21 protein-coding genes are annotated in these 24,392 nt (G+C 74.5%); 15 read left to right on the forward strand and 6 right to left on the reverse strand.

Annotated features, from left to right (window positions below; all coding sequences use genetic code 11):
- The first annotated feature begins 41 nt into the window (after window positions 1-41).
- Window positions 42-254: a KTSC domain-containing protein gene (locus ACFCX4_RS01740; protein ID WP_376137995.1), complete on the forward strand. Its 213-nt coding sequence runs from the start codon at window positions 42-44 to the stop codon at window positions 252-254.
- Between the two features lie 91 nt (window positions 255-345).
- On the opposite strand, the gene ACFCX4_RS01745 is transcribed toward ACFCX4_RS01740, so the two are convergent.
- A complete protein-coding gene (locus tag ACFCX4_RS01745) occupies window positions 346-642 on the reverse strand; it encodes a DUF2087 domain-containing protein (RefSeq protein WP_376137997.1) in 297 nt (98 codons plus the stop codon).
- Between the two features lie 234 nt (window positions 643-876).
- On the opposite strand from ACFCX4_RS01745, the gene ACFCX4_RS01750 reads away from it, so the two are divergent.
- Window positions 877-1,215: a DoxX family protein gene (locus tag ACFCX4_RS01750; RefSeq protein ID WP_376137999.1), complete on the forward strand. Its 339-nt coding sequence runs from the start codon at window positions 877-879 to the stop codon at window positions 1,213-1,215.
- 23 nt (window positions 1,216-1,238) lie between these two features.
- Here ACFCX4_RS01750 and ACFCX4_RS01755 read toward each other — a convergent pair whose 3' ends face one another.
- Together ACFCX4_RS01755 and ACFCX4_RS01760 are read right to left on the reverse strand one after the other, a co-directional pair.
- Entirely contained in the window at window positions 1,239-1,859 is a 621-nt protein-coding gene (locus tag ACFCX4_RS01755) for an HhH-GPD-type base excision DNA repair protein (RefSeq protein ID WP_376138001.1), read from the reverse strand.
- A gap of 270 nt (window positions 1,860-2,129) precedes the next feature.
- Window positions 2,130-2,684: a class IV adenylate cyclase gene (locus ACFCX4_RS01760; protein WP_376138003.1), complete on the reverse strand. Its 555-nt coding sequence runs from the start codon at window positions 2,682-2,684 to the stop codon at window positions 2,130-2,132.
- A gap of 691 nt (window positions 2,685-3,375) precedes the next feature.
- Between ACFCX4_RS01760 and ACFCX4_RS01765 the strand changes: the two genes are divergently transcribed.
- From ACFCX4_RS01765 to ACFCX4_RS01795, 7 genes are all read left to right on the forward strand, one after another.
- On the forward strand, window positions 3,376-4,728 hold the full coding sequence (locus tag ACFCX4_RS01765; RefSeq protein WP_376138005.1) for a helix-turn-helix domain-containing protein: 1,353 nt from the start codon (window positions 3,376-3,378) through the stop codon (window positions 4,726-4,728).
- Between the two features lie 104 nt (window positions 4,729-4,832).
- Window positions 4,833-5,636, forward strand: coding sequence for a TIR domain-containing protein (locus ACFCX4_RS01770; RefSeq protein ID WP_376138007.1), 804 nt, complete (start codon window positions 4,833-4,835; stop codon window positions 5,634-5,636).
- A complete protein-coding gene (locus ACFCX4_RS01775; RefSeq protein WP_376138009.1) occupies window positions 5,633-7,570 on the forward strand; it encodes a hypothetical protein in 1,938 nt (645 codons plus the stop codon). Before ACFCX4_RS01770 ends, ACFCX4_RS01775 begins: the two co-directional genes overlap by 4 nt.
- Window positions 7,571-7,575: 5 nt before the next feature.
- On the forward strand, window positions 7,576-9,048 hold the full coding sequence (locus ACFCX4_RS01780) for a hypothetical protein (RefSeq protein ID WP_376138011.1): 1,473 nt from the start codon (window positions 7,576-7,578) through the stop codon (window positions 9,046-9,048).
- 143 nt (window positions 9,049-9,191) lie between these two features.
- A complete protein-coding gene (locus ACFCX4_RS01785) occupies window positions 9,192-11,726 on the forward strand; it encodes a germacradienol/geosmin synthase (protein ID WP_376138012.1) in 2,535 nt (844 codons plus the stop codon).
- A gap of 261 nt (window positions 11,727-11,987) precedes the next feature.
- Complete coding sequence (locus tag ACFCX4_RS01790; RefSeq protein WP_376138014.1) at window positions 11,988-12,797, forward strand: VOC family protein; 810 nt, start codon at window positions 11,988-11,990, stop codon at window positions 12,795-12,797.
- Window positions 12,794-13,348: a DinB family protein gene (locus ACFCX4_RS01795; protein ID WP_376138016.1), complete on the forward strand. Its 555-nt coding sequence runs from the start codon at window positions 12,794-12,796 to the stop codon at window positions 13,346-13,348. The genes ACFCX4_RS01790 and ACFCX4_RS01795 overlap by 4 nt, the downstream gene beginning before the upstream one ends.
- 27 nt (window positions 13,349-13,375) lie before the next feature.
- On the opposite strand, the gene ACFCX4_RS01800 is transcribed toward ACFCX4_RS01795, so the two are convergent.
- On the reverse strand, window positions 13,376-14,083 hold the full coding sequence (locus ACFCX4_RS01800; protein WP_376138018.1) for an ArsR/SmtB family transcription factor: 708 nt from the start codon (window positions 14,081-14,083) through the stop codon (window positions 13,376-13,378).
- Window positions 14,084-14,253: 170 nt separating this feature from the next.
- Here ACFCX4_RS01800 and ACFCX4_RS01805 point away from each other — a divergent pair, with 170 nt between their 5' ends.
- Window positions 14,254-15,873, forward strand: coding sequence for a hypothetical protein (locus ACFCX4_RS01805; RefSeq protein ID WP_376138020.1), 1,620 nt, complete (start codon window positions 14,254-14,256; stop codon window positions 15,871-15,873).
- Complete coding sequence (locus ACFCX4_RS01810; RefSeq protein ID WP_376138022.1) at window positions 15,870-16,739, forward strand: isocitrate lyase/phosphoenolpyruvate mutase family protein; 870 nt, start codon at window positions 15,870-15,872, stop codon at window positions 16,737-16,739. Before ACFCX4_RS01805 ends, ACFCX4_RS01810 begins: the two co-directional genes overlap by 4 nt.
- A gap of 235 nt (window positions 16,740-16,974) precedes the next feature.
- On the opposite strand, the gene ACFCX4_RS01815 is transcribed toward ACFCX4_RS01810, so the two are convergent.
- Complete coding sequence (locus tag ACFCX4_RS01815) at window positions 16,975-17,892, reverse strand: alpha/beta fold hydrolase (RefSeq protein ID WP_376138024.1); 918 nt, start codon at window positions 17,890-17,892, stop codon at window positions 16,975-16,977.
- A 282-nt stretch (window positions 17,893-18,174) separates the two neighbouring features.
- Between ACFCX4_RS01815 and ACFCX4_RS01820 the strand changes: the two genes are divergently transcribed.
- Window positions 18,175-20,559, forward strand: a complete 2,385-nt coding sequence (locus tag ACFCX4_RS01820) for a BTAD domain-containing putative transcriptional regulator (protein WP_376138026.1) — start codon at window positions 18,175-18,177, stop codon at window positions 20,557-20,559.
- Between the two features lie 32 nt (window positions 20,560-20,591).
- Here ACFCX4_RS01820 and ACFCX4_RS01825 read toward each other — a convergent pair whose 3' ends face one another.
- On the reverse strand, window positions 20,592-21,080 hold the full coding sequence (locus tag ACFCX4_RS01825) for an Lrp/AsnC family transcriptional regulator (protein ID WP_376138028.1): 489 nt from the start codon (window positions 21,078-21,080) through the stop codon (window positions 20,592-20,594).
- A gap of 263 nt (window positions 21,081-21,343) precedes the next feature.
- On the opposite strand from ACFCX4_RS01825, the gene ACFCX4_RS01830 reads away from it, so the two are divergent.
- The 3 genes from ACFCX4_RS01830 to ACFCX4_RS01840 all read left to right on the forward strand — a co-directional run bounded on the left by ACFCX4_RS01830 (window position 21,344) and on the right by ACFCX4_RS01840 (window position 24,308).
- Window positions 21,344-23,023, forward strand: a complete 1,680-nt coding sequence (locus tag ACFCX4_RS01830) for a histidine decarboxylase (RefSeq protein ID WP_376138030.1) — start codon at window positions 21,344-21,346, stop codon at window positions 23,021-23,023.
- 409 nt (window positions 23,024-23,432) lie between these two features.
- Complete coding sequence (locus tag ACFCX4_RS01835) at window positions 23,433-23,864, forward strand: RNHCP domain-containing protein (protein WP_376138032.1); 432 nt, start codon at window positions 23,433-23,435, stop codon at window positions 23,862-23,864.
- A 27-nt stretch (window positions 23,865-23,891) separates the two neighbouring features.
- Window positions 23,892-24,308, forward strand: coding sequence for an RNHCP domain-containing protein (locus tag ACFCX4_RS01840; protein ID WP_376138034.1), 417 nt, complete (start codon window positions 23,892-23,894; stop codon window positions 24,306-24,308).
- Window positions 24,309-24,392: the final 84 nt, after the last annotated feature.

Genomic DNA, 24,392 nt, shown 5'->3' on the forward strand with positions numbered 1-24,392 from the left:
CGCGTGCGCGGCCGGGGCCCCGTGCGCACACTGGGAGGGCCATGAACCGTACGCCGGTGGACTCCTCGGCGCTGCGCTCCGTCGGGTACGACGCGGTGCGGCGGGTGCTGGAGCTGGAGTTCACCCGGGGCGGGGTGTACGTCTACCGGGCGGTGCCGGGGCGGGTGCACCGCGCGCTGATGGCGGCCGACAGCCACGGACGGTACTTCGTCCGGGAGATCCGTGACCGGTACGACTGCCGGCGGGTGCGGTGACCCGCGCCGGGGCGTTCGGGGCTTCCGGGGCGTTGGGGGCGTTCGGGAGCCTGCGGTTCCGGGGCCGACGTCACCCCGCCGGCGGGGACGCTCAGGCCGCCGTCGTACGCCGGTAGCAGCTGCCGTCCCCGGCACGGGTGAGGCGTCGCCCTTCGACCAGGTAGCGGCGCAGGGCGGGGAAGTCGTCGTGGACCGTCCGCAGAGCGTCGTTCACCTCGCGCTCGGTGTAGGAGCGGTCCGGGGCGAAGAGGGTGCGGGCGAGGTGGTCGAGCAGTTGCTCACGGCGGGCGGCCCGGCGGGGGACGGCGATCAGCCGGCCGTCGGGCGAGAAGAGCGCGGAGACGGAGCCGGAGGAGGCGGGTGTGGGGGTGGCGGTGTGGGCGGTCATCGCCCGAGCGTCGCGCGCGGGGTGGTGGCCGGGCAACGGGTTTTCGGGAGGCGCGGGCGCTTGCGAGGGCGTGGTGGCGGCGGGGCGCGGGGGAGGAGCGCGGGCGGCCGGGGGCCCGGGAAGGGCACCGCGGGAGCGCCGGGAGAATTCCTCCGGCCGGCTGTCACACCCGGGGGAAGCGGCGGGTCAGAGGAGCGAGAACGTCGTTGAAGCCCGCTGACCGAGGAGCCCCGGATGTCCACCAGCTACGTCGTCGTCACCGTTGTCGCCGCCGCCATGGCGGGTTTCTCGGGCGGGGCCGTCTTCGCCCGTGCCGCCTTCGTGGTGGAGCCGCTGGCCGCCTACGGCGTGCCGCGTCCGTGGTGGAACGCGCTCGGCGCGGTGAAGGCCGCCGGTGCGCTGGGACTGCTCGCGGGCCTGTTCCTGCCGGTGGTCGGGGTCCTGGCGGCGATCGGCCTGGTGCTCTACTTCACCGGTGCGGTGATCACCGTGCTGCGCGCCCGCGCGTACACCCACGCGCCCTTCCCGCTGATCTACCTGGCGCCGGCGGCCGCCTCGCTGATGCTGCTCTGAGCGGCCGCCGGGGGAGCGGACGCTCAGGCGCGGACCTTGGTCCGTGCCTGGGCGTCCTTCGCGGCCTTCTCCTCCTTGGCGACGCGCTTCGCCTCCTGCTTGTTGGCGCGCACCTGCTCCAGCGACTCCGGCCCGGTGATGTCCGCGACCGAACGGAAGGACTCCTCCTCGCCGTACAGACCGGCCGCCTCGCGCCAGCCCGCCGGCCGCACGCCGTACTGCTTGCCGAGCAGGGCGAGGAAGATCTGCGACTTCTGCTTCCCGAAGCCCGGAAGGGCGTTGAGCCGGCTGAGCAGTTCCCGCCCGGTCGCCACGTCCTTCCAGAGCGCGGCGGCGTCCCCGTCGTACTGCGCCACCAGGAACTGGCACAGCTGCTGCACCCGCTTGGCCATCGCCGCCGGGTAGCGGTGCACGGCGGGCTTCTCGCAGAGCAGCGCGACGAATTCGTCCGGGTTGTAGGTGGCGATCTCGTGCGCGTCCAGGTCGTCCTGCTCCAGCCGCTGGGCGATGGTGAGCGGCCCGGTGAACGCCCACTCCATGGGCACCTGCTGGTCCAGCAGCATCCCGACGAGCGCGGCGAGCGGGCTCCGCCCGAGCAGCGCGTCGGCCTCGGGCTGCTGCGCGAGCCGCACGGTGACGTTCATGGGGCGGACCTCCTCGGAGCACGGACTCGGGTCGCCGCCCAGTCTGCTGGACGGGGGAGGAGGGGACCACGTCAACACGCCATGACCAGGGCATTCCTTGGAACGAAAGGGTGGTTCGTCGGCGGATCTGTTACCGGTGCGGGCTCCGGCCCCGGTGCCTGCGGCAGTTCCGGGCATATGAACTGAACTCGATTGCCCTCGCGGTGCGATGGCGGTCGCCGAGCGGACGCGCGGAGCCGGGGGCGGCCGGCGAGTGACCGGCGCGGCACCTCAGTGGAGGCCGAGGGTCATGTGGGGGTAGCCGAGGTGGATCCGGTCGCCGAGTTCGACGGTGAGGGCGGCGATGAACGCCTCCAGGCGGGCGGTGGCCAGTTCGACCGTCCCGGCGTCGCCCTTGAACTCGAACTCGACGAAGTCGCCGAGGCCGGCGACGGTGTCGAAGGCGATCGCGACCCCGTCGGCGTGCCACTCCTCGCGGGTCTTGTCGACGACGGTCAGCTCGGCGAAGTCCAGCGAGGCGAGCAGGCGCCGCACGGCCTCGGGATCGGCGACGGTGCTCTCGTACTCGTCGCAGTGGGTCTTGACCGGCGCGGCGAGCGGGTGGAAGCGCTTGAAGTTGAGCGACGCCGCCCCGTCCTCGACGCGGACGCGCAGCCACTCGGACACGACCTCGTCGTCGAGGAAGTCCCGGTGCGGGGCGTTGTAGTAGGTGTCGACCTGGCGGACCGGACGGCCCGGCGCCACGCCGAGGGCCACGAGCTGCTCCTTCAACTCGGCGGGCGGGCTGAGGAGTCGGAACTTCTGTTCGACCTCGGTGTACTTCACGGTCGGGTTCTCCCGGATTACGGCGTGCTGGGCGGGTCGGGGCGGCGGGTGGGGTGACGGGAACGCGGCCGGGTCGCCACCCGCACCGGCGAGGGCGCGTACCGACATCCCTACACGGTCTTGACGCACTGTCACAACTGCTGTCGATGAGGAGCGGTGGAGCTCCGGGGCCCCCTTTTCGTGGCCGGTCCCGCGAAGCCCGTTCGCTCCCGTATTCGAATGCGGCTTCGATCGTCATCGAATGGTGGGAGGCATTTGCGGGGGTCGGTGCCGAAGTGCCGGCCTCCCGCCCGCCACCCTCCCGCCCGCCGCCCTCCCGGTCGGCGCGGACCGCGGATGCCCTGTTCATCGGCCTCGGCGCCTGCCGGGCCGGGGGCGTCGGGCGGCTGGCGGGTCTCCTCGGCAAGGGCGTCGCGGATGGTGCGGCGGGAGGCGCTTCCGTCGACTCGACGAGGGCTTCCCAGCCCGGAAAGGCGGCGCGGGAGAGGGATGGTCACGCGTTCGAACTCGGTTTGTCAGCAAGGCGAGTAGCCAATTTGTCGGCATGCGGAGAAGAGGAAACGGGAAACGCCCGCAATCCCCGTTCGGCCCCCCGGTCCGCGTGTCACCATTCTCGGCGGAGGCAGGGGAGAGCCCGCTTCCGGTCCCGGGGCAGACCGCGCGACCGGACGGTTCCGATGAGGGGGTTGGCATGCGCACGTTCACTGAGTCGGGTGGCGGGTTCGGTCCGGAGCTGCGCAGGCGGCGGCTTGAGGCCGGGCTGACGCTCACCCGGCTCGCCGAGCAGCTCAACTACAGCAAGGGCCACCTCAGCAAGATCGAACGCGGCCAGAAGGCTCCGCCCCACGAACTCGCCCGCCGTTGCGACGCCCGGCTCGGTGCCGGCGGTGAGCTGGAGAGGCTGGCGCTGCCCGAAGGGACCGGCGGGCGCGGAACGGCGGTGGCCGGCCCCGCGGCCGACGAGGAGTCCGTGCTCCTGCGGGTGGACCGTGACGGCGTCCGCTGGCCCGGCGGCCTCGGACGGCGCCGGCTGCTGGCCGCGGGCGCGACCTCCGTGCTGGGGCTCGGGGTCGCGGGCATGGCGGGAGCGGCGGGAACCGGCCGGGCAGAGGCCCGGGAGGCGTCCCGGGCGGCAACCGGGTCGGAGGCCTCGCCGGTGGAGATCTTCCGCACCCAGTTCGATCACATGCGCCTGCTCGGCCAGAGCACCGACCCCGCCCTCCTGCTGCCCATGCTCACCGTGCAGACCCACACCCTGCGCGAACTCGCCCTCCAGGCCGACGCCGTGGCCCGCGTCCGGTTGCTCGGCCTGGCGGCGCGGTACGCGGAGTTCGCCGGCTGGATGGCCCAGGAGGCGGGAGACGACCCGTCCGCGCTCTGGTGGACCGCCCGCGCCGTCGAACTGGCCGAGGCCGGCGGCGACGGGCACCTCGCCTCGTACACCCTCGTCCGCCGGGCGCTGATCACCTTCTACGCGGGCGACGCCGCGGCCACCGTCGGCCTGGCCGGTCCCGTGGCCGAGGACGGCCGTCTGCCTCCGCGCATCCGCGGCCTCGCCGCCCAGCGGGCGGCCCGGGGGCACGCCCTGGCCGGTGACCACACCGCGAGTCTGCGGGGCCTCGACCGGGCACGCGAGCTGTTCGCCCGGGCCGCCGCCGACGGGGGGTCGGGCGAGCCGGTGATCGGCACCGGCAACCTCGCCGACCCGGCCGCCATGGTCACCGGCTGGTGCCTGTACGACCTCGGGCGTCCCGCCCCGGCCGCAGAGGTCCTCGATCGCGAGTACGCCACGATCCCCGCGCACGCCGTGCGCACCCGCGCCCGGTACGGGCTGAGGCGGGCTCTCGCCCACGCGGCGGCGGGCGAGGTCGAGCACGCCTGTGCGCTGGCCGCCGGGCTGCTGCCGCTGGTGCCGTCGTTGCGGTCCGCCACGATCGGTGCCGATGTCGTCCGGCTGGACCGCGAACTCTCGCGGTCCCGGGCCGGTGCGGCGGTGCGCGACCTGCAGCCCGCCCTCGCCGCCGCGCTCCACCGCAGGTCCTGAGGGACCCCGCCGTCGCGCTTCCCCGGCGCCGAACCGTTCCCGTTCTTTTCCCCCGTGGCCGTGCCCGTCCGACGGCACCCACGCACCGGAGAGGTGATTCCGCCATGCCCGACATCTTCGTGAACTACCGCAGCAGCGACGAGGACACCGGCGCCGCCCTGATCGAACACGAGCTCTCCCGGAGGTTCGGCAGCGAGCGGGTGTTCCGCGCCGGCAAGTCGATCAAGATCGGCCGCCGCTTCCCGCAGGAGCTCATCACCGCCGTGCGCCGGAGCAGCGTGCTGATCGCCGTCATCGGCACCCGCTGGGTCGACGCCCGCACCGCCGAGGGGCTCCGGGCCCTGGACGACCCGGACGACTGGACCCGGAGGGAGATCGTCGAGGCGTTCGAGAGCGGCGCCCTGGTCGTTCCGGTGCTGGTCGGCAGCGTCGGCCGGCTCAGCCGGCACGACCTGCCGCCCGCGCTGGCGGAGCTGGCCGACTGCCAGTACCGCCGGCTGAACCCCCGCGAGTCGGCGGGCGACCTCGCCCGTCTCGGCGACAGCCTCGCGGAGGAGGTTCCGGCCCTCGCCCGGGCGGAACGGGAGGTCGCCCGCAACGCGGGGGCGGCCGGGGAGAGCAGCGAGGTGAACAACCGGGTCGGGCGGGTGGACGGCAGCGTCGTCCAGGCCCGGGACCACACGCACCGGCAGAGCGGAGGCATCGGGAACGCGGGCGGGGACGTGGGGACGTTCATCAACAACGCGAGCGGCCCGGTGAACACCGGAGACGGCGCCCAGCACAACGACCTGCGCAGTGGCGGGGTGCACTTCAACGGCGACGGCGGCAACTACGTCGAGCGGGGGACCGCGCAGCAGTGGTTCGGCGGCCGCCGGGCCGGCCGCGAGGACCGGGACCAGGACCGGTGACGGACGGCGGAACCCGGATCGAGGAGGCCCGCGGGCCGACCCACACCGGACCCGGCCCGCAGTTCAACCTCTTCGGGGGCGGGTTCCGGCCGCCCCGCCCCAGGGTGGCCCCGTCCAGGGTGGCCCTCGAACACCGTCTCTGGCTCCGGGCGAGGTTCGTCCCGCCGCCCGGCTTCGGCGAGGCCCGGAACAGGCTCGCGAACCCCGGTACCACCGTCCTGCTCGCAGGACCGCCCGGTAGCGGACGGCGGACGGCGGCGGTGATGCTGCTGCACGATCCGGACGGACCGGCGACTTCCTTCGTGGAGCTGTCCTTCTCCCGGGAGAACGAGGACATCACCCCGCCGGAGGCCGGCGACCGGCTCCTCCTGGACCTCTCCGGCACCGCGGAGGAGGACTACCAGGCGGCGCAGCAGCAGTTGTACGGCTACTGGGGCAGGGTGGAGGAGGCCGGTGCCCGGATGGTCGCCGTCCTTCCCTCCGTCGATCAGGAACTGCTGCTCCCCGCGCTCCGGCAACTGGTGGTCGCGACCGGCCGCCCGAGGGAGCTGGCGGTGCTGCGCCGACACCTGGAGGGAAGGCTGGTCCGGCCGGCGTCGGACGACCTCCGGGGCGAGGAACTCGGCTCGGCACTGCGCCGGTTCGCGATGCGCGACGTGCAACGGTTCGCCGATGTGGTGGCCCGGGCTAGGACGGACGACCCGGCCGGGCCGTCCGCCGAGTGGATCCGGCAGGCGCTGGGTGCGCTGAGCGACCGGTCCGGGGAGGTGGCCCAGAAGGTCGCGGGCCTGTCCTCCGGTCCGCAACGCGCACTGTTGCTGGCGGCGGCCATGCTCGCCGGGTCACCCGCGGACGCCGTCTTCCACCACACGGACCGGCTGCTCGGCATGGTCGAGCACACCGCGGACGAGCGGCCGCCGCTGGAGCGGGCCGATCTGGCGGAGCGGCTCAAGACACTGCCGTTGGAGATCGATGCACGCGGCCGGCTGCGGTTCGCCTCGCCGGCTTATGCCGGGGCCGTGCGCACGCACTTCTGGACCTATCTGCCCTGGCTGAGGGAGCGGTTCGGGCGGTGGGTCGCGGACCTCGTGGACGAGCCGCACCCCGCGCTCGTGGCACAGGACCGGCAACGGCTGGTCGAACGCTTCACCGAGCAGAGTCTGCGGGCGGCCGAATGGAGGACGCTGAACCGGCTGGTCCCGGAGTGGGCGGCCGTGCCCCGGCGTTCGGAGGAGGCGCTGGCCGTGCTCCGCCTCGGCCTCGAACACGACCGGTACGGCGCGGAGTTCCGGTCCAAGATCTACGAGTGGGCGACCGGCCAGCCCACGGCGGACTTCGCCCGGGTGCTGGCCCGGGCCTGTGGCGAGGTCATGGCCCGCACCCATCCGGACCAGGCACTCGTCCGGCTGCACCACCTCGCGCGCCGGACCCGCGCGAACGGTCCGGCGGAGGTGCGGGAGACGCTGTTCGAACTCGTCCGGCAGGACCGGCGGTTGTACGTGAAGCTGCTCGCCCGGTTCTGGGACGGGTTGGCGGCCCGAGGGGAGTCCTCGGTGGACGTACGGCTCTTCCTGGACCTGGTCGGCGAGCCGCCGTCCCGGCGCTCGGTCCCGGACCCGGTGCTGATCGACACCTGGGCCAGGATCCTGGCGCTGCCGGGGCGGGAGCAGTGGGTGCCCACGGTGCACCGGTGGCTGTCGGTCGCCCGGATGCAGCCCCGGACGGGGGACCGGCTGATGGACGTACTGGTGTCGGCCGCCCGGCAGCAGCCGGCCCGGTTGACCGCGTTGTACCTGGCCGGCCGCGAATGGGTCGCCGACGGCCCCCGCGAGGAGCGGTCCGCGCGGGCCGGGACGGCGGCGCGGTTCTGGCAGAAGATCGACAGCGCTCAGGGCATCGGGCCGGCGGCGCGGACCGACGAGAGGATGAGGTGAGCCCCATGGAGAAGACCCTTACGGCGGCACTTGCCGTCGCTGCCGGGGCGTTGCCCGCGGTCCTGGGCGTGGGTCTGGAGTGGCCCGTCTGGCTGTGGGCGGCGGCTTCCGCCGCCGCGGTGGTGCTGGTGCTGCTGATCCCGACGGCGCGGGCCCGGCCGGAGGTGCGGCCGGATCCGCAGCGACCGCCGGCTCCCGAGCCCGGTGTCTACGGGATGCCGTCCTTCGTCCCCGGTCCCGTCCCGGCTCCCGCGCCCGACCCGGTGGCTCACCGGGCCCCGGAGCCGCCGGTCGAGCAGCCCCTCAGGACGACCTCGGTGACGGGGATCCCCCTGCCGAGCGCGGTGCCGGACTACGACTTCCTCTTCTCCGCCACGGTGTGGTGGCGGCAGACGCCCGACCCGGGAGGGGCCGTCCACGCCGCGCCGGACACCCTGGCCGTCGAGGCGGTGCTGGAGCGCGCCAGGGCGATCACCGAGCGGGAACAGCCCGGCAGGTCGGAGCTGCTCCGCCACCGGCTGGACGGGCTGCTCGGCACGCTGAGCCCGGATTCCTCCGGCACGGTTGTGGCGATGGGCGGGCAGGTCGGTCTGGCGCTGCCCGAGGCGGACCGTGCACGGCTGGACAAACTGGCGGAGGTCCGCAAGGCGGAGGAGATCTGGGAGTACGAGCGGAGGTACGAGCGGAACAGGCGGGCCTATCTCGGTGAGGACGTGCTCAGGTCCCCGGGCAGCGCGGTGGTGTGGTGGCTGGCGCGCAACGACGAGGAGGTGCAGGGCGCGGTCGAGATGATCGGGCCGCTGGCACAGCTGGCGGCGGCCGCCAACGACCAGGCGGTGGACGTGCTGTACCGGCACCTGGCGGCGATGGAGGGGACGGAGGGGGCGGGCGGCGTCCCGTTCCTGGACGTCGTCGCGCCGGTGCCGGCGGGTGACACCGCTGAGGAGGAGCGGGGAGCGCCCGGCACCGCTGCGGGCGCGGCGCCGGACACGGGGTTCGGACCGGCGGCACCGGCCGGGCGCGGGCCGTCGGTGGTCGGGCCGCTGAACGCACTGATGGACGACATCGAGCTGAAGGAGGACGGAGACCGGACCGTCTACGCCCACCGGGTGGCCCGTTTCACCGACGCGGCCGGCAGGCCCGATGCGGCGGCGCGGATCCTGCGGAGCCTCGGGGAGGACGGGGGCGGGGACGTCCCCGGCGGTGGAGGGGTTCCCGGCGGAGACGGCGAGGGTCCGGCGGGGCCCTCCTACGGCGGTGCGGTCGAACCTCCGCCGGCGCAGCGGGTGTTCGTGGTGGGCCCCGTACGGCCGGCCGGAGAGTCGGGGGGCTCCGGGGAGCCGGAGGCCACGGTGGAGGAGGCCGCCACGCCGGTCACGTCGGCGTGGGAGGTGCTGCGCGGGTCCGTCAACGGGGAGCCGCGGGGCCCCGGGACGGTGGGCGAGGATGGGTGGGGTGGGGCCGATCAGTCGTACTGATGAGCTAGTCGGGTGCGGTGAGTTGGGCAGGTGTTCGAGAGAACGGGTCGAACTCATATGACTGTTCCGGTTCTCCGGCTGAGATCGTTGAAGTCGGGTAATGCTGAGTCGGCCTCGTCGACGCGTCAAGAAAGGCTCGCCCGGTGTCCCAGCCGTTCGAACTGCCGTCCTTCTACGTGCCGCACCCGGCACGGCTCAGCCCGCATCTCGACGAGGCCCGGGCCCATTCGGCGCTATGGGCCCAGGAGATGGGGATGCTGGAGGGTTCGGGCGTCTGGACCCGGGCGGACCTGGACGCCCACGACTACGGACTGCTCTGCGCCTACACCCACCCCGACGCGTCCGCCGAGGCGTTGTCGCTGGTCACCGACTGGTACGTGTGGGTGTTCTTCTTCGACGACCACTTCCTGGAGATCTTCAAGCGGACCAACGACCGGGTGGGCGGCAAGGCGTACCTGGACCGGCTGCCGCTGTTCATGCCCGCCGACCCGGACGCGCCGCTGCCGGAGCCGACCAACCCGGTCGAGGCCGGGCTGGCCGACCTGTGGCGGCGGACGGTGCCGGCGATGGGCGAGGACTGGCGGGTGCGGTTCGCGGAGAGCACCCGGAACCTGCTCAACGAGTCGCTGTGGGAGCTCGCCAACATCAACGCCGGCCGGGTCTCCAACCCCGTCGAGTACATCGAGATGCGCCGCAAGGTGGGCGGTGCGCCGTGGTCCGCCGGGCTGGTGGAGTACGCCGCGAACGCGGAGGTGCCGGCGTCGGTGTCGGGCTCGCGGCCGTTGCGGGTGCTGATGGACGCCTTCTCGGACGGCGTCCACCTGCGCAACGACCTGTTCTCGTACCAGCGCGAGGTCGAGGACGAGGGCGAACTCAGCAACGGCGTCCTGGTGCTGGAGAAGTTCCTGGAGTGCTCGACGCAGGAGGCCGCGGACGCCGTCAACGACCTGCTCACCTCGCGCCTCCAGCAGTTCGAGAACACCGTGTTCACCGAGCTGCCGCAGCTGTTCGCCGATACCGGGCTCGACGCCGACGGCTGCGCCAAGGTGCTGGCCTACGTCAAGGGCATGCAGGACTGGCAGGCCGGCGGGCACGAGTGGCACATGCGGTCCAGCCGGTACATGAACGGCGGCGGGGCGGCGGCTTCGGCGACCACCTGGTGGGACCCGTTCGCGATCGGCGGGGTGGGGACGTCGGCGCTGGACGTGCTCAGGGACGGCGGGGCGCTGGACGACCTGGCCGGCGAGCTGGGCTCGCTGAGCCGGTCGGGGCCGGTGACCAGGGCCTGGGCGCCCACGGTCGGGGAGTCGCCGGTGGCCGCGCTGCTCGCCGCGCTGGGCGGGGGCGTGTCGGGGGGCGGCGCACCGGGGATCCGGCCCGGGGTGCCGGGTGCTGGGGTGCCGGGTGCTGGGGCTGGGGCGTCGCTGGAGTCGCCCGGCACCGGGCCGGTCGGGGGCTCGCGCGGGGACGTCGACCCCGGGGTGCGGCGGGCGCGGTCGCACGCGCACGTGCCGTTCCAGGCCGTCGGGCCCTCCCGGCTCCCGGAGTTCCGGCTGCCGTTCACGGTCGAGCTGAGCCCCTACCTGGAGGCCTCGCGGCTGCACACCCTCGAATGGGCCGACCGGATCGGGCTGCTGGAGCCGAACGTCGGGGACCCGTCCGCGGGTGTCTGGACGGTCGAGCGGATGGCCGACTACGACCTCGCGCTCTGCGCGGCCGGCATCCACCCGGACGCCAGCGCCGATCAACTCGACCTCACCACCGACTGGTTGGCTTGGGGAACGTACGCGGACGACTACTTCCCCGTAGCGTTCGGCCGGACCGGGGACCTGGCGGGCGCCAAGGCGGTGCACGAGCGGTTCCGGCAGCTCATGCCGGTCGACGGCGAGCCGGGCGCGGACCCGCTCACGGCGCTGGAGCGCGGGCTGGCCGACCTCTGGGAGCGGACCGCCGGGCCGCTGGCCGCCGAGGCGCGCCGGACGTTCCGCGAGGCCGTCGAGAAGATGACGCTGAGCTGGATCTGGGAGCTCAACAACCAGGTGCAGAACCGGATCCCGGACCCGGTCGACTACCTGGAGATGCGCCGGGCCACCTTCGGCTCCGACCTCACCATGGGCCTCGCGCGGCTGGCGCACGGGAGCGTCGTGCCGCCCGAGGTCTACGCGAGCGGGCCGATGCGCTCGCTGGAGAACGCGGCCGCCGACTACGCCTGCATGATGAACGACCTTCATTCGTACCAGAAGGAGGTCGAGTTCGAGGGCGAGGTGCACAACGCCGTCCTGGTGGTGCAGAACTTCTTCAACTGCGACTACCCGGCGGCGGTGCGGATCGTCGACGACCTCATGCACGCGCGGCTGGGGCAGTTCCAGCACGTGGTGGCGGAGGAGTTCCCGGTGCTCTTCGACGACCACGCGCTGGACGGGCCGGCCCGGGCGGTGCTCGCCGGGTACGTCAAGGAGCTGGAGAACTGGCTCGCCGGGATCCTGATCTGGCACCGGGACTGCCGGCGGTACCGCGAGGAGGACCTGGTGCGGCACTTCGGGCGGGAGGCCGTCGGGGTGCCGGGCGCGGTCGCGGAGGAGGTCGTCGAGCCCGGCGGCGGGGTGGTGGGTGCGCTGCTGGTGCGTCCGACCGGGCTGGGGACGTCGGCGGCTTCGGTGGTGGGCGCGCTCGGGTAGCGGCCGGATGCGGGACGGGCCCGCCGGGGAGGGGGATGGGCTTCCCGGCGGGCCCGGGGGTGGTGGGGGCGTGTGATGGGCGCGTGGTGGGGGCACTGCGGGGGCGGGGTCGTGGGGTACGGCGGGCGCTGCGGGCCACGGCCCGGTGCGGGGCGGGCGGGTCGGTGGGGCGGCCGGGCCGTGGGCGCTGGGCGAGCGGAGCGGTGGGGGACTGGCTAGGGTGGCGAATCGGGGCAAACCGTCACACGAGAGGGCTTCGTCATGGCTGTGCTACCCGAGGGAACGCCCTGTTGGGCCGACGCGATGTTCGGCGACCCGGAGGGCGCGAAGGCCTTCTACGGCCAGGTGCTCGGCTGGACCTTCGGCGAGTCCTCCACCGAGTACGGCAACTACACCCAGGCCTACTCCGACGGCAAGGCGGTCGCCGCGATCGTCCCGCCGATGCCCGGCCAGAGCGAGGACGAGCCGGTCGGGTCCGCCTGGTGCCTCTACCTCGCCTCCCCGGACGCCGCCACCACCGCGGAGAAGATCCGCGGCCACGGCGGCGAGGTGCTGATGGGCCCGATGGCGGTCGGCGAGTTCGGCTCGATGGTGATCGCCAAGGACCCGGCCGGCGTCGTCTTCGGCGTCTGGCAGGCCGGCACCCACGAGGGCTTCGAGAAGCAGGCCGCGCCCGGCGCGTACACCTGGGCCGAGATCGTCACCCGCGACGGCGCCGCGGCGGACGGCTTCTTCCCCGCCGTCTTCCCCTACGCGGTGCAGCGGATGGTCGCCGAGCAGGCCGACTACAAGATCTTCAACGTCGATGAGCAGCCGGTTCTCGGCCGCATGCAGGCCGGTCCGGACGACCTGCCGCCCCGGGCGCCGAACTACGTCAGCGTGTACTTCGCGGTGGAGGACTGCGACGCGGCGGTCGCCAGGGTCACCGAACTGGGCGGGAAACTGCACTTCGGCCCGATGGACAGCCCGTTCGGCCGGTTCGCGGCCGTCGGGGATCCCCAGGGCGCGGCGTTCGGGGTGATCGATCTCGGGAAGACGTCCGGGGAGACGCCGGTCATGGTGGCGGAATGACGGCGGACGGGGCGACGGCGGACGGGGCGACGGCGGGAGGAGCGGCGGCCGGCGGCGGAGCGCTCACCGGGGAGCGGGCGGACCTGGTGCGCACGCTCGACAGGCACCGGGGGTTCCTGCGCCACACCGTCCGCGGTCTCGACGACGAGCAGGCCGCGCGCCGCACCACGGCCAGCGAGCTGTGCCTGGGCGGGCTGATCAAGCACGTCAGCGGGACGGAGGCGCTCTGGATGCGGTTCGCGACCGGTGGCGCGGCCGCGATGGAGGCCCAACCGGTCGACTGGGAGGGGCAGTTCCGGATGACCGAGGGCGAGACCCTGGCCGGGCTGCTCACCGCGTACGACCGGGTTGCCGCCGAGACGGACGCGCTGGTGGCGAGCCTGCCGGACCTCGACCTGGCCCACGCGCTGCCGTCGGCGCCGTGGTTCGAGCCGGGGGCCGCCTGGTCGGTGCGGCGGGTGCTGCTGCACGTCATCGCGGAGACGGCGCAGCACGCCGGGCACGCCGACATCATCCGGGAGGCGTTGGACGGGGCGAAGACGATGGGGTGAGCGGAGCGGGGGTGCGGGCGGTGACGGTCAGAGTTCCACGCCGAGCAGTTCGCGCAGGGCCCGGTCGCCGTCCGGCGTCACCCGCAGGGCGCGACCGGAGCCGATCCGTTGGACCCAGGTGCGGTCCAGCGCCGTCCGGCAGAGGGCCGCGCCGAAGGCGCCGCCAAGGTGGCTGCGCCGTTCCGTCCAGTCCAGGCAGGTGCGGACCACCGGGCGCCCGCCGGGGCGTCCGGCCCGGGCCGGGAGTTCGACGTTCAGCTCGGTCAGCCAGGTCCGGCCGCGGTCGGTGAGCGCAGTGCCGTCCTCGTCGGACACCAGGCCGCGGGCGAGGACGGCGTCGCTGACGGCCACGCCCAGGCGGCCGGCCAGGTGGTCGTAGCAGGTACGGGCGTGGGCTTCGGCGCTCCTCCGGGTCGCCTCGCGCAGCGAACCCGGGGTGGCGGAGGGCCGACCGGCGGTGGGGGCGGCGGTCGGGACGTGGAAGGACGCGAGGTCCTCGATCAGGGCGGCGACCTCCGGTCCGGCCAGCCGGACGTACCGGTGCCGGCCCTGGCGCTCCTCGGCCAGCAGGCCGCCGGCGATCAGCCGGGAGAGGTGCTCGCTCGCCGTGGACGGTGCCACCCCGGCGTGCCGGGCCAGCTCGCCGGCGGTCCAGGCGCGGCCGTCGAGCAGGGTCGTGCAGAACGTGGCGCGGGTCGGGTCGGCCAGCAGACCGGCGAGGTGGGCGAGTGACATGCCTCCATGGTGCCGCGAGCACGTTTCGGCGGGGGCCGAAGCGTTCCGGTCCTAGCTTGGGGCGCATGGTCGATCCTGTTGCTCCTGGTGTTGTTCGCGGTGTTGCCCGTGGTGTTGCTCGTGTCCCCTCCGGCTCGTCCGTCGGCTCTGTGGTGGGTGGTGCGTCCGGTGTGCCCGGTGGTTCGGTGCGGGCGGCGGGTTCGGTGCGGGTGCGGGGCTCGGGGGCGGTGGCCCTGCCGGGGCCGGGGCCGGTGTTCGCGCGGTACGGGGACGTCGTCGCCGCGCTCGCCGATCCGGCGCTGGTGCCGGTGCCGGTGCCGGTGCCTACCGGGACCGGGGCGGTCGGGAGCATGGCGTGGTTGAGGGCCACGGTGGCCCGGTTCAGTGCGGGCGGACCCCATGCCGTCCGGCGGGCGTTCGTCGAGGCGGACCTGGCCGGGCTCGACCCGGCTGCCCTCCGGGTGGCCGCGGCCGCCGGGTTCGAGGCGGACACGCGGGTGCGGACGGTCCGCGTCCTCGCGCAGGCGCTCGGGCTCGCGGAGCCGGAGGCGGTCGCCCGGGCGGTGGTCGTGGTCGCGGGGGCGTACTTCGTGGAGCGGCCCGAGGGCGCGGACGCCGACGGGGCGGAGGCCGACGGGGCGGCCGACGCGGCGGTGGCCTGGCTGCTGCCCCGGATGCTTCCGGAGAGCGGCGGACGGGGCACCGGGGGCAGGGGCGATGCGGGTGCGGGTGGCGGGCTCACGGGTGGCGGCCTCGCGGGTGGTGCGGGTGACGGGGGTGCTGAGGGCGGGGGTGCTGAGGGCGGGGGGTCGCCGGAATGGGCGGCCAATCGGATCGGTCTGCTCGTCCAGGCCTGCGACGCCACCGCCACGCTGGTGGAGCACACCCGCCGGGCCTTCGGGGAGGGGGCGCTCGGTGGGTGTGCGCTCGGCGGGGGCGGGGTGGGTGAGGGTGTGGCCGGCGGCAGCGCGTCCGTCGGGCGCGACCAGCTCCTCGCCGTGCTGCGGCAGGACCCGCCCGTGCGGACGATGCGTCGCCGGGCTGTCCGGGCGACCGGGGTCGGCGGGGTGGCCGTCCCCGCCGGGGCGGACGTGCTGCTCGACGTCGCCGCCGCCCAGGCGGACCGCCCCGACCTGCCGCCGCTGACCTTCGGCGCGCCGCCCAGGCTCTGTCCCGGGCGGACGCACGCGCTCGCCATCGCCGCGGGCATCCTGTACGGGGCCTCGGGCACCGTGCCGGCGGTGCCGGGCATGTCGGTCGGGGAGGCGGCGCCGGCCATGCCCGCCGGGGAGGCGGCGCCGGGCCACGTCCCGGACACCGACGGCCGCGATCCGGCCGGGCTCGTCCCCGCCATGGTCGAGCACGTTCTCGCGCTCGCCGACACGTGGACCGAGTGGGACGGCCGCCCGCTCACCGTCGACGGCCGGACCTTTGCGCCGCACAAGGCGATCCGGCGCGTCGCCGACCATCTCGTTGACCACCTCGCCGAGTTGGAGGCCCGGCTGGCCGGTGAGCCGACCCGGCCCGACCACTGGCACGCCTCCGCCTGCACCACCCCCGCCGACCTCGCGCCGTTCACCCGGGCCGACCTGGACGAGGCGCGCAGCCGGCTCACCCGGCTGGCCCGGATCTGGGCCGTCCGCCTCGGTGCGCTCACCGCCGAGCAGCTCGACCGTTCGCCCGGCCCGGGGTGGTCGTTCCGCCAGATCGCCTTCCACGTCGCCGAATCCGTGTACTACGCGGACGCCGTCGGCGACCTCCGCCCGCACGAGAGGACCACCGACCGATGAGCCGGACTCCGTCCGAGACCCAGTCCGAGACCCCGTTCGAGAACCCGTCCGAGACCCTGGCCGGGGCGCCGTCCGGGACGCCGTTCGCCGCGCTCCACCGTCGGCCGGGCGAGCCGCTGCTGCTCCCGAACTGCTGGGACCACGCCTCCGCCGCCCTCCTGGCCGAGCAGGGCTTCCCCGCCATCGGGACCACCAGTCTCGGTGTCGCGGCGGCGGCCGGACTGCCCGACGGCACGGCCGCGACCCGCGAGGAGACGCTGCGGCTGGCCCGCCGCCTCGGCCGGGCCGGGCACTACCTGCTCTCCGTGGACGTGGAGAACGGCTTCAGCGACGATCCGTCCGAGGTCGCGGCGCTGGCCGTCGAGTTGGCCGGAGCGGGTGTCGTCGGCATCAACCTGGAGGACGGGCGGCCGGACGGCGCGCTCACCCCGGTCGAGGTGCACGCCGCCAAGATCGCGGCGGTCAAGGCCGCCGTACCGGACCTGTTCGTCAACGCCCGTACCGACACCCACTGGCTCGGCCTGTCCGGGGCCGCCGAGGAGACCGACCGCCGGCTCGCCGTCTACCAGCAGGCGGGCGCAGACGGCCTGTTCGTGCCCGGCCTCACCGATCCGGCCGCCATCGCCAGGCTCTGCGGGAGCCTCGTCCGTCCGCTGAACATCCTCTGGACCCCGGCGGGGCCGGGTCTCCCCGAACTCGCGGCCCTCGGCGTCGCCCGCGTCAGCCTCGGCTCGTACCTGTACCGGACCGCTCTCGGTGCGGCCGTCTCCGCCGCCCTCGCGATCCGTACGGGCACCCCGGGAGCCGTCTCCGTGGACACCCCCGCCTACGCCGCTGTCCAGGCCCTGTACGCCGACGGGCGGTGAGCGGGTGAGCGGGTGAGCGGCGGGGGCGGGGGCGAATTATGCAGACCGGTCTACTGAAATCAGTAGACCGGTCTGCATAATCCTGGGCTTGGATTGGCGAATATACCGACCGGTCTACAGAGAAAGGTGAATTATGTAGACCGATCGGTATATTTATTCTCTTCTATGTAGACCAGGCGACATATTTCTCGCGGATGGCCCGCCGGAGCAGCACACCTTCAGAACGAGCGGGCGTTCAGCGGGTGAGGAGCTCACGGAGAGCGGCGGCCACCTCGGCCGGAGCCTCCTCGGCCATGAAGTGACCGTAGGGGACGGTGCTGTGGTGGAGGTCCGGGGCCCAGGCACGCCAGCGGGCGGCGGCGTCGAACCCGAGGGCGGCGCCCCAGTCCTGCTGGAGGACGGCAACGGGCATGCGGAGCTGTCGGCCGGCCGCGCGGTCGGCGCGGTCGTGATCGAGGTCGGGCCCGGCGGTGGCGCGGAAGTCGGCGACGATCGACGGGACCGCGGCGCGGCAGGCGGACAGGTAGGCGGCGCGGACGTCGTCCGGGATCGCGCCACGGTCGCGCGCCCAGAGATCGAGGAAGTGGCCGAAGAAGTCGTCGGCGCTCGCCGTGATCATGCGCTCCGGCAGCCCGGGCGGCTGGGCCATCAGATAGAGGTGGAAACCGACGGCGGCGGTGGCGCCGTGCAGCACGTCCCACGTGTCGAAGGTCGGCAGGACGTCCAGCGACGCGAGGTGGGTGACGGCGTCGGGGTGGTCGAGCCCGGCTCGGATCGCGACCAGCGCACCACGGTCGTGCCCGGCCAGCGCGAACCGCTCGTGGCCCAGGGCCCGGGCGAGGGCCACGACGTCGGCGGCCATCGTGCGCTTGGAGTACGCGGTGCCGTCCGGATCGGCAGGCTTGTCACTGGCGCCGTAGCCGCGCAGGTCGGGGCAGATGACGGTGTGGTCGGCGGCGAGGTCGGCGGCGACGTGGCGCCACATGAGGTGGGTCTGCGGGAAGCCGTGCAGGAGGACGACCGGGCTTCCGCTGCCCATGACGGCGGCGTGCAGGGCCACCCCGTCGGCGACGGGGACGCGGACGTACTCGGAACCGGGGACGGCGGGGGACGGCACGGGAGCGGGGGCAGGGGCGGGGAACGGCCTGGACATGGGCGGGGCCTCTCTTCGGCGGTCGGGCTGGTAGTCGGGCGGGCGTGCAGGCGGCCGGGCGGGCGGGCGTGCGGGCGGCCGGGCGGGCGGGCGTGCACGTGCTCACGCGTGTGCGTCCGGCGTTCGGAGCCCGGCGTGCGGAGCGGTGCGGTTGCGTACGACGAGCCTCGCCGACGCCGATCAGCGTTCGATCAGCGCGACACGGGGCGGGTCGCCGGTACGGTGGCGAGAGTGGGGCAGGAACGAGCAGAGACGGACCGGACGACGCGAGTGGCGTTCGGCGTGCTCGGGCCTGTGGTGGCCGAGCGGTCGGGTGAGGGCCCGCTCGCGCTGAAGGGTCCCCGGCACCGGGCCGTGCTGGCCCGGCTGATCGTCGCCCGCCGACGCGTCGTCCCGGTCTCCCGCCTGGTGGAGGACCTTTGGGTCGAGCCGCCGCGGGGCGCGGTGGGGTCGGTGCAGACCTTCGTCGGTGCGCTGCGCCGCGTCCTGGAGCCGGACCGTGCGCCCCGGACGCCCGCGCGTCTGCTGGTCACCGAGGGCCCGGGGTACGCGCTGCGGGCGGCGCCGGACGCGGTCGACGCGTGGCGGTTCGAGGCGGCCGTCGGGGAAGCCGCCCCGGAAGCGGCGGCGTGGGAGCCGGCGGTGCCGGCAGAGGCGGGGCGAGCCGAGCGGACCGGGCGGGAGAGCAGCGCGGCGGCGCTGCGCCGGCTCGACGAGGCCCTCGCACTCTGGCGCGGCCCCGCTTACGCCGAGTACGCCGAGGAGGCCTGGGCACGTGCCGAACGGGCCCGGCTCGCGGAGCTGCGGCTGCTGGCGGTGGAGCGCCGCGCCGTGGCCCTGCTCGGGCTGGGCCGGTCCGCGGACGCCGTGCCGGACCTCGACGCCCACCTCACCGAGCACCCCTGGCGCGAGGACGCCTGGCGGTTGCTGGCCCTCGCGCTCTACCGGCAGGGCCGCCAAGGGGAGGCGCTCGCCGTGCTCCGCCGGGCCCGGGCCACGCTGGTCGAGCAGCTGGGCCTGGACCCGACGCACCGGCTGCGCGCGCTGGAGGCGGACATCCTCGCGCAGTCGCCCGCGCTGGAGCCGGACGCCGTCGGCCCACAGCGGTCCCGGCCCGGCACCACGGCCGTCCCCGGCACGACGGCCGTCCCCGGCACGACGGCCGGGGACGGCCCGACGTCGCCGGACGAAGGGACCGACCGCCCGGGTCCGACCGACCGCCCCGATCCGACCGAACGGCTGTGGACGGCCGCGGCGGCGGCGTACGACCGCAGCGTCGCGGCCGGTGCGCGCGTCCGGCTGGAGTCCACGGTCGGCCTGCTCCGCAGCCTCGCGGTGACCGGCCCGGACGGTCTGACGGCCGCCCGGCAGCACCGGTGGGCCGCAGTGGAGGCGGCGGAGGAGTTCGGCGACCCCGAGCTCACCGCGCGGGTGCTCGGCGCCTTCGACGTCCCCGCGATCTGGCCGCGCAGCGACGACCCGGCGCTCGCGCACCGGCTGGTCGCCGCCGCCGAACGCACCCTGGCCGCCCTGCCGGACGGTCCCGCCCGGGACACGGCGCGCTGCCGACTGCTGGCGACGGTCGCGGTCGAGACCCGGGAGACCGGTGCGACCGGTGAGGCCGGTGCGACCGGTGAGGCCGGGGACCGCGGTACGGCGAACCACAGCGCCGGAGCCGGTGCCGGTGCCGGGGCCGGGGCCGGTGCCGCGGCCGGAGCCGTCCGATCGGACCGCGCCCGGCGCGCGGCGCACGAGGCGGAGGCGATCGCCCGTCGGCTCGACGATCCGGCGTTGCTGGCGTTCGCGCTCAACGGTGTCTTCCTGCAGTCCTTCGACCGGGCCGGCCGCGCGGCCGACCGGGACGCGATCGGTGCGGAACTCGTGGCGCTGGCGGCCCGTCACGGCCTGACGACGTACGAGGTCCTGGGACACCTGATCCGGTTGCAGTCGCGCAGCGCCCTCGCCGACTGGGCTGCCGCCGACGGGCACGCGGAGGCCGCCGACCGGCTCGCCGAGCGGCACGAGCTGCCGCTGGTGGGCGTGTTCACGGACGGGTACCGCGCGCTCCGGTCGGCCGTCGGCGGACGCCGCGCCCCGGCGAATCAGGCACCCGAAGCACCTGAAGCACCCGAGACATCCGAGGCGTCTGGAGCGTACGAGGCCTACGAGGCGTACGGGGCGTTCGCCGACCGCCTGGAGGCCGCCGGCATGCCGGGCATGGCACCGGGCCTGCGGGCGCTCGCCCTGCTGTCACTCCACGCCGCCCCGACGGCCACCCATCCGACGGCCACCGCCCCGACGGCCACCGCCCCGACGGCCACCGGCCTGCCGGCCGCCGTCGACCCGGGACAGGACTGGGGCCCGTACCGACCGTGGATCGAACCGCTCGCCCTGCTCCGTGCGGGCCGCCGGGCCGAGGCCCGTGCCGCCCTCCGTACCCTCCCCGAGCCTCCCGCCGACCCGCTCCTCGAAGTCTGCTGCTGCCTGGAGGCGGTCGCGGCCCGCCACCTCGGTGACCACCGCACGCTCCGCCGGGCGCGGGACCGCCTGCTTCCCGCTGCCGGCGAACTGGCGGGCGCTGCCACGGGGTTCCTGTCGTTCGGACCGGTGGCGGCCCATCTGTCGGTGATCACGGAGGCGCTCGGGGACCCGCCGTCCCCCCGTTGATCGGACTGCCTACGGACGGACCCGGGGCGGCGTCAGTCGTTGGTGAGGTAGCGACGGCCCGGGATCTGTTCGAAGATCAGGTTGGTCCGGGTCTGGGCCACCGCGGGGTGGGTGGTGAGGTGGTCGACCACGAAGTCGCGCAGTTCCTCCGGCCCGGCCACGCCGACGTGCAGCAGGTAGTCGTCGGACCCGGCCATGTGGAACACCGCCAGCACTCCCGGCAGGTCGGGCGCGGTGCCGCGGAAGCTCTCGTTCTGCTCGCGGGTGTGCGCCCGCAGCCTGACCGAGATCATCGCCTGCAGCGGAAGCCCGATGGCGGCCGGGTCTATCTCGGTCCGGAAGGCGCGGATGGTGCCGCGGTCGCGCAGCGCGCGTACCCGGGCCAGGCAGGTCGACGGGGCGATGCCCACGGCCTCGGCGAGCGCGTTGTTCGGGGTGCGGGCGTTCTCGGCGAGGACGCGCAGGATCGCGCGGTCGGTGTCGTCGATGGGCACCCGGTGGGCCTGCGGATAATTCGGCACGCCGGTCAGCGTCCCCGACCCGGGCGAAGATGTGCAAGGCGAACCGGGGCCTGCACCGAATCTTCTGCGGAGACCCTTCACCTGGGTGGCTGAAAGTTCCATCCTTGCGGGCGGGCCGCTCCTGCGGGCCAGCCGCCGCAAGCCGCCCAGCGAACCCGGAGCGCCCAGCCATGAGCACCGCCACGAGCCCTTCGACGAGCCCCTCGACGAGCGCCGGGACGAGCGTTGCCACGGGCTCTCCGGCGAACCGGGCAGCGGATCGGGTGCCGACCCCCGCGCCCGCCCGCACCACCTTCCTCGGCGCCGACGCCGGCACCGGCACCGGTACAGGCATCTACACCGGCCTCAACAGCGACAGCGACACCGCCCTCGACACCGACACCGACGCGGAGCCGGAGAAGGCGGACTTCGCGATACCCGCCGAGGGGCTCACCGAGGGCGAGCGGCTGCGTGCCCTCGACCGGATGGACGGCTACCTGACCCGCAAGCGCCGCCACCTCGTCGGCTACCAGGCCACCCAGGAACTCGCGGGCAGCGCCCTCGACCTGGCCCGCTTCATGCTGAGCAACATCAACAACCTCGGCGACCCGTTCCAGAGCGGCGGCTACAAGCCGAACACCAAGGTCGTCGAGCGCGCGGTGCTGGACTACTACGCGCGGCTCTGGCACGCCGGGCGGCCGTACGACCCGTCGGACCCGGAGTCGTACTGGGGCTACATGCTGTCGATGGGCTCGACCGAGGGCAACATGTACGCCCTCTGGAACGCGCGCGACTACCTGACCCGGCCCGGTGCGCCCCGGCCGGTCGCGTTCTACTCCGAGGACACCCACTACTCCTTCGCCAAGGCCGTCCGGGTGCTGGGCGTCGACACCTTCCACGCGGTGGGCACGGCGGACTACCCGGGCGAGTGCCCGCTCGGCGGGGACTGGCCCGCGGAGGTCCCCTCCCAGGCCGGGCCGTCCGGCCGCTCCTGGGACGGGCCCGGCAGTGTCGACGTGGACGCGCTCGCGGTGCTGGTGGAGTTCTTCGCGGCGAAGGGGCACCCCGTCTTCGTCAACTTCAACCTCGGGAGCACCTTCAAGGGTGCCCACGACGACGTCCGGGGTGCGTGCGAGCGGCTGCTGCCCGTCTTCGAGAGGCACGGGCTGCTGCCGGACGCGAACGGCCCGGGCGAGGGGCGCCGTGGCTTCTGGATCCACGTGGACGGGGCGCTCGGCGCCGGGTACGCGCCCTTCGCGCGGATGGCCGCCGCCGACCCGGGGGCGTACGGCTGGGCGCCGGAGGCCGTCCTGCCGGAGTTCGACTTCGGCCTCACCCTGCCGCGCGGAGCCGTCGGTGGGGCCGGGACGTCCGGTGGGGCCGGGACGTCCGGAGGAACCGGCGCGGACCGGGAGGCCGGCACGGCCGGGGACGTCGACATGGTGGCCTCGATCGCGATGAGCGGCCACAAGTGGGCCGGTGTGCCCTGGCCGTGCGGGGTCTTCATGACGAAGACCAAGTACCAGCTCGAACCGCCGACCCAGCCGGAGTACATCGGCGCGCCGGACAGCACCTTCGCCGGGTCCCGCAACGGCTTCTCGCCGTTGGTGCTCTGGGACCACCTCTCCCGGCACTCCTACCGGGACCAGGTCGACCGGATCCGGCGCGCCCAGGAGCTGGCCGCCTACCTGGAGGCCGGTCTGCGCCGGCTGGAGGCGGAGACCGGCGCCGAGCTGTGGCCGGCCCGGACGCCGGGCGCCATCACCGTGCGGTTCCGCAAGCCCGGTGCCGCGCTGGTGGCCAAGTGGTCGCTGTCCTCCGAGAACGTGCTGACCAGCCCGGACGATCCGGCGAGCCGGCGGGGGTACGTGCACGTGTTCCTGATGCCGTCGGTGGACCGGGCGAAGCTGGACGCCCTGCTGGACGACCTCTCCCGGGACCAGGTGATCCTCGGCGCGGTCTGACCCGTCGACGTTCGCGCCGCCGACCCGGTCGGGGCCGCGCGCCGACCGGGGCCGCGCTCCGACCGGGTCCGCGCGGCCCGCCCGCCCCCGCCGGGTCCGCGCAGTCCGTCGGCCCCCGTCAGGTCCGCGCAGCCCCCGCCGGGTCCGCGCCGTCCGCGGCGCAGTGGCGCCCGTACCGCGCGGGCTCCCGCCGCTACCGCGGAAATTCGGTGGTGCCACCGGGAACCGGGTTGTTACGCTCGCCGCTCCGTACGTCCGTTCTGTCTGCCTATGGCCCCGTGCCACCGAGAGGGTGTCTTGATGTCCCGGTCCGCGCCGAGTGCGCCTCGTCCGACTGCCTGACCGACCGTCGAGGCCGCTCGGCCTGCTCTTGCTGTCGTCATCGATCTCCCAGCAAGGAGCACCCCGGGTGTCCAGCACCTCCAACAGCACCTCCAACAGCGCCAACAGCGCCAACAACCCATCCCGCCACACCCCCGGCACCACCGCACGCAGCCACACCCAGCGGACGGCCACCTTCGGCTGCGCGTGGTGCGGTCTGACCGTCTCCTCGTTCGCCGCCGACGGCGCGCGGCGCAACCACTGCCCGTCCTGTCTGCACTCGCAGCACGTCCTCGACCACGTCGAGGGCGGCCCGAGCGCGTGCCACGGCCGGATGTCGCCGATCGCCATCGCCGTGCTGCGCACCGGCGACTGGAGGGTCGTCCACCGCTGCGTGCGCTGCGACGAGTTGACGTCCAACCCGGTCTGCCCGGACGACAACCAGCTCATCCTGATGCGCATCGCGGTGCGGCCGCTGGCCGAACCCCCCTTCCCGCTCGAAGCGTTCGGATCCCTCTGAACCGCCCGTGCGAGAGGGGAGACGACCGTGCCACGACGCAGGAACAGCACCGCCCACCGCCGCGCCCAGCGCCACAAGGACGTCCTGCACGGCCAGGGCGGTCACCGGGCGCGCGACTTCCGGTGCGTCGGCTGCCGGCTGGACGTCCCGCTGGACGCCCCCGGTACCGCCCACCGCAACCACTGCCCGAACTGTCTGGCCAGCCTCCACGTCGACGGCCGTGTCCCCGGGGACCGGGCCGCCGACTGCCGGGGCCGGATGGAACCACTGGGGGTGTCCGTGCGCGCCGACGGCGAGTGGATGATCGTCCACCAGTGCCTGTCCTGCGATGAACTGAGCACCAATCGGATCGCGGGTGACGACAACCCGTTGCCGCTGCTGCGACTGGTCCTCGGTCCTCTGCGGGACGCGGCGTTCGCGCACCGCGTCCTGCTCGCCCTGTAGTTCCGCCCACCGGGGTGCCCGGGGCCGCAAGGTCCCGGGCACTTCGTGCTGCCGGAGAGCAACAGGACGTGGGAGGAGGGGAAC

Source organism: Kitasatospora sp. NPDC056327 (genome assembly GCF_042261735.1).
Classification (GTDB): Bacteria; Actinomycetota; Actinomycetes; order Streptomycetales; family Streptomycetaceae; genus Kitasatospora.

Bases quoted from the DNA above. Each gene is read 5' to 3' on its own strand.
- ACFCX4_RS01800 (WP_376138018.1), bottom strand. From the start codon at position 14,083: ATGTCACTCGCCCACCTCGCCGGTCTGCTGGCCGACCCGACCCGCGCC.
- ACFCX4_RS01765 (WP_376138005.1), top strand. From the start codon at position 3,376: ATGCGCACGTTCACTGAGTCGGGTGGCGGGTTCGGTCCGGAGCTGCGC.
- ACFCX4_RS01770 (WP_376138007.1), top strand. From the start codon at position 4,833: ATGCCCGACATCTTCGTGAACTACCGCAGCAGCGACGAGGACACCGGC.
- ACFCX4_RS01780 (WP_376138011.1), top strand. From the start codon at position 7,576: ATGGAGAAGACCCTTACGGCGGCACTTGCCGTCGCTGCCGGGGCGTTG.
- ACFCX4_RS01815 (WP_376138024.1), bottom strand. From the start codon at position 17,892: ATGTCCAGGCCGTTCCCCGCCCCTGCCCCCGCTCCCGTGCCGTCCCCC.
- ACFCX4_RS01810 (WP_376138022.1), top strand. From the start codon at position 15,870: ATGAGCCGGACTCCGTCCGAGACCCAGTCCGAGACCCCGTTCGAGAAC.
- ACFCX4_RS01750 (WP_376137999.1), top strand. From the start codon at position 877: ATGTCCACCAGCTACGTCGTCGTCACCGTTGTCGCCGCCGCCATGGCG.
- ACFCX4_RS01755 (WP_376138001.1), bottom strand. From the start codon at position 1,859: ATGAACGTCACCGTGCGGCTCGCGCAGCAGCCCGAGGCCGACGCGCTG.
- ACFCX4_RS01795 (WP_376138016.1), top strand. From the start codon at position 12,794: ATGACGGCGGACGGGGCGACGGCGGACGGGGCGACGGCGGGAGGAGCG.
- ACFCX4_RS01790 (WP_376138014.1), top strand. From the start codon at position 11,988: ATGGCTGTGCTACCCGAGGGAACGCCCTGTTGGGCCGACGCGATGTTC.
- ACFCX4_RS01740 (WP_376137995.1), top strand. From the start codon at position 42: ATGAACCGTACGCCGGTGGACTCCTCGGCGCTGCGCTCCGTCGGGTAC.
- ACFCX4_RS01745 (WP_376137997.1), bottom strand. From the start codon at position 642: ATGACCGCCCACACCGCCACCCCCACACCCGCCTCCTCCGGCTCCGTC.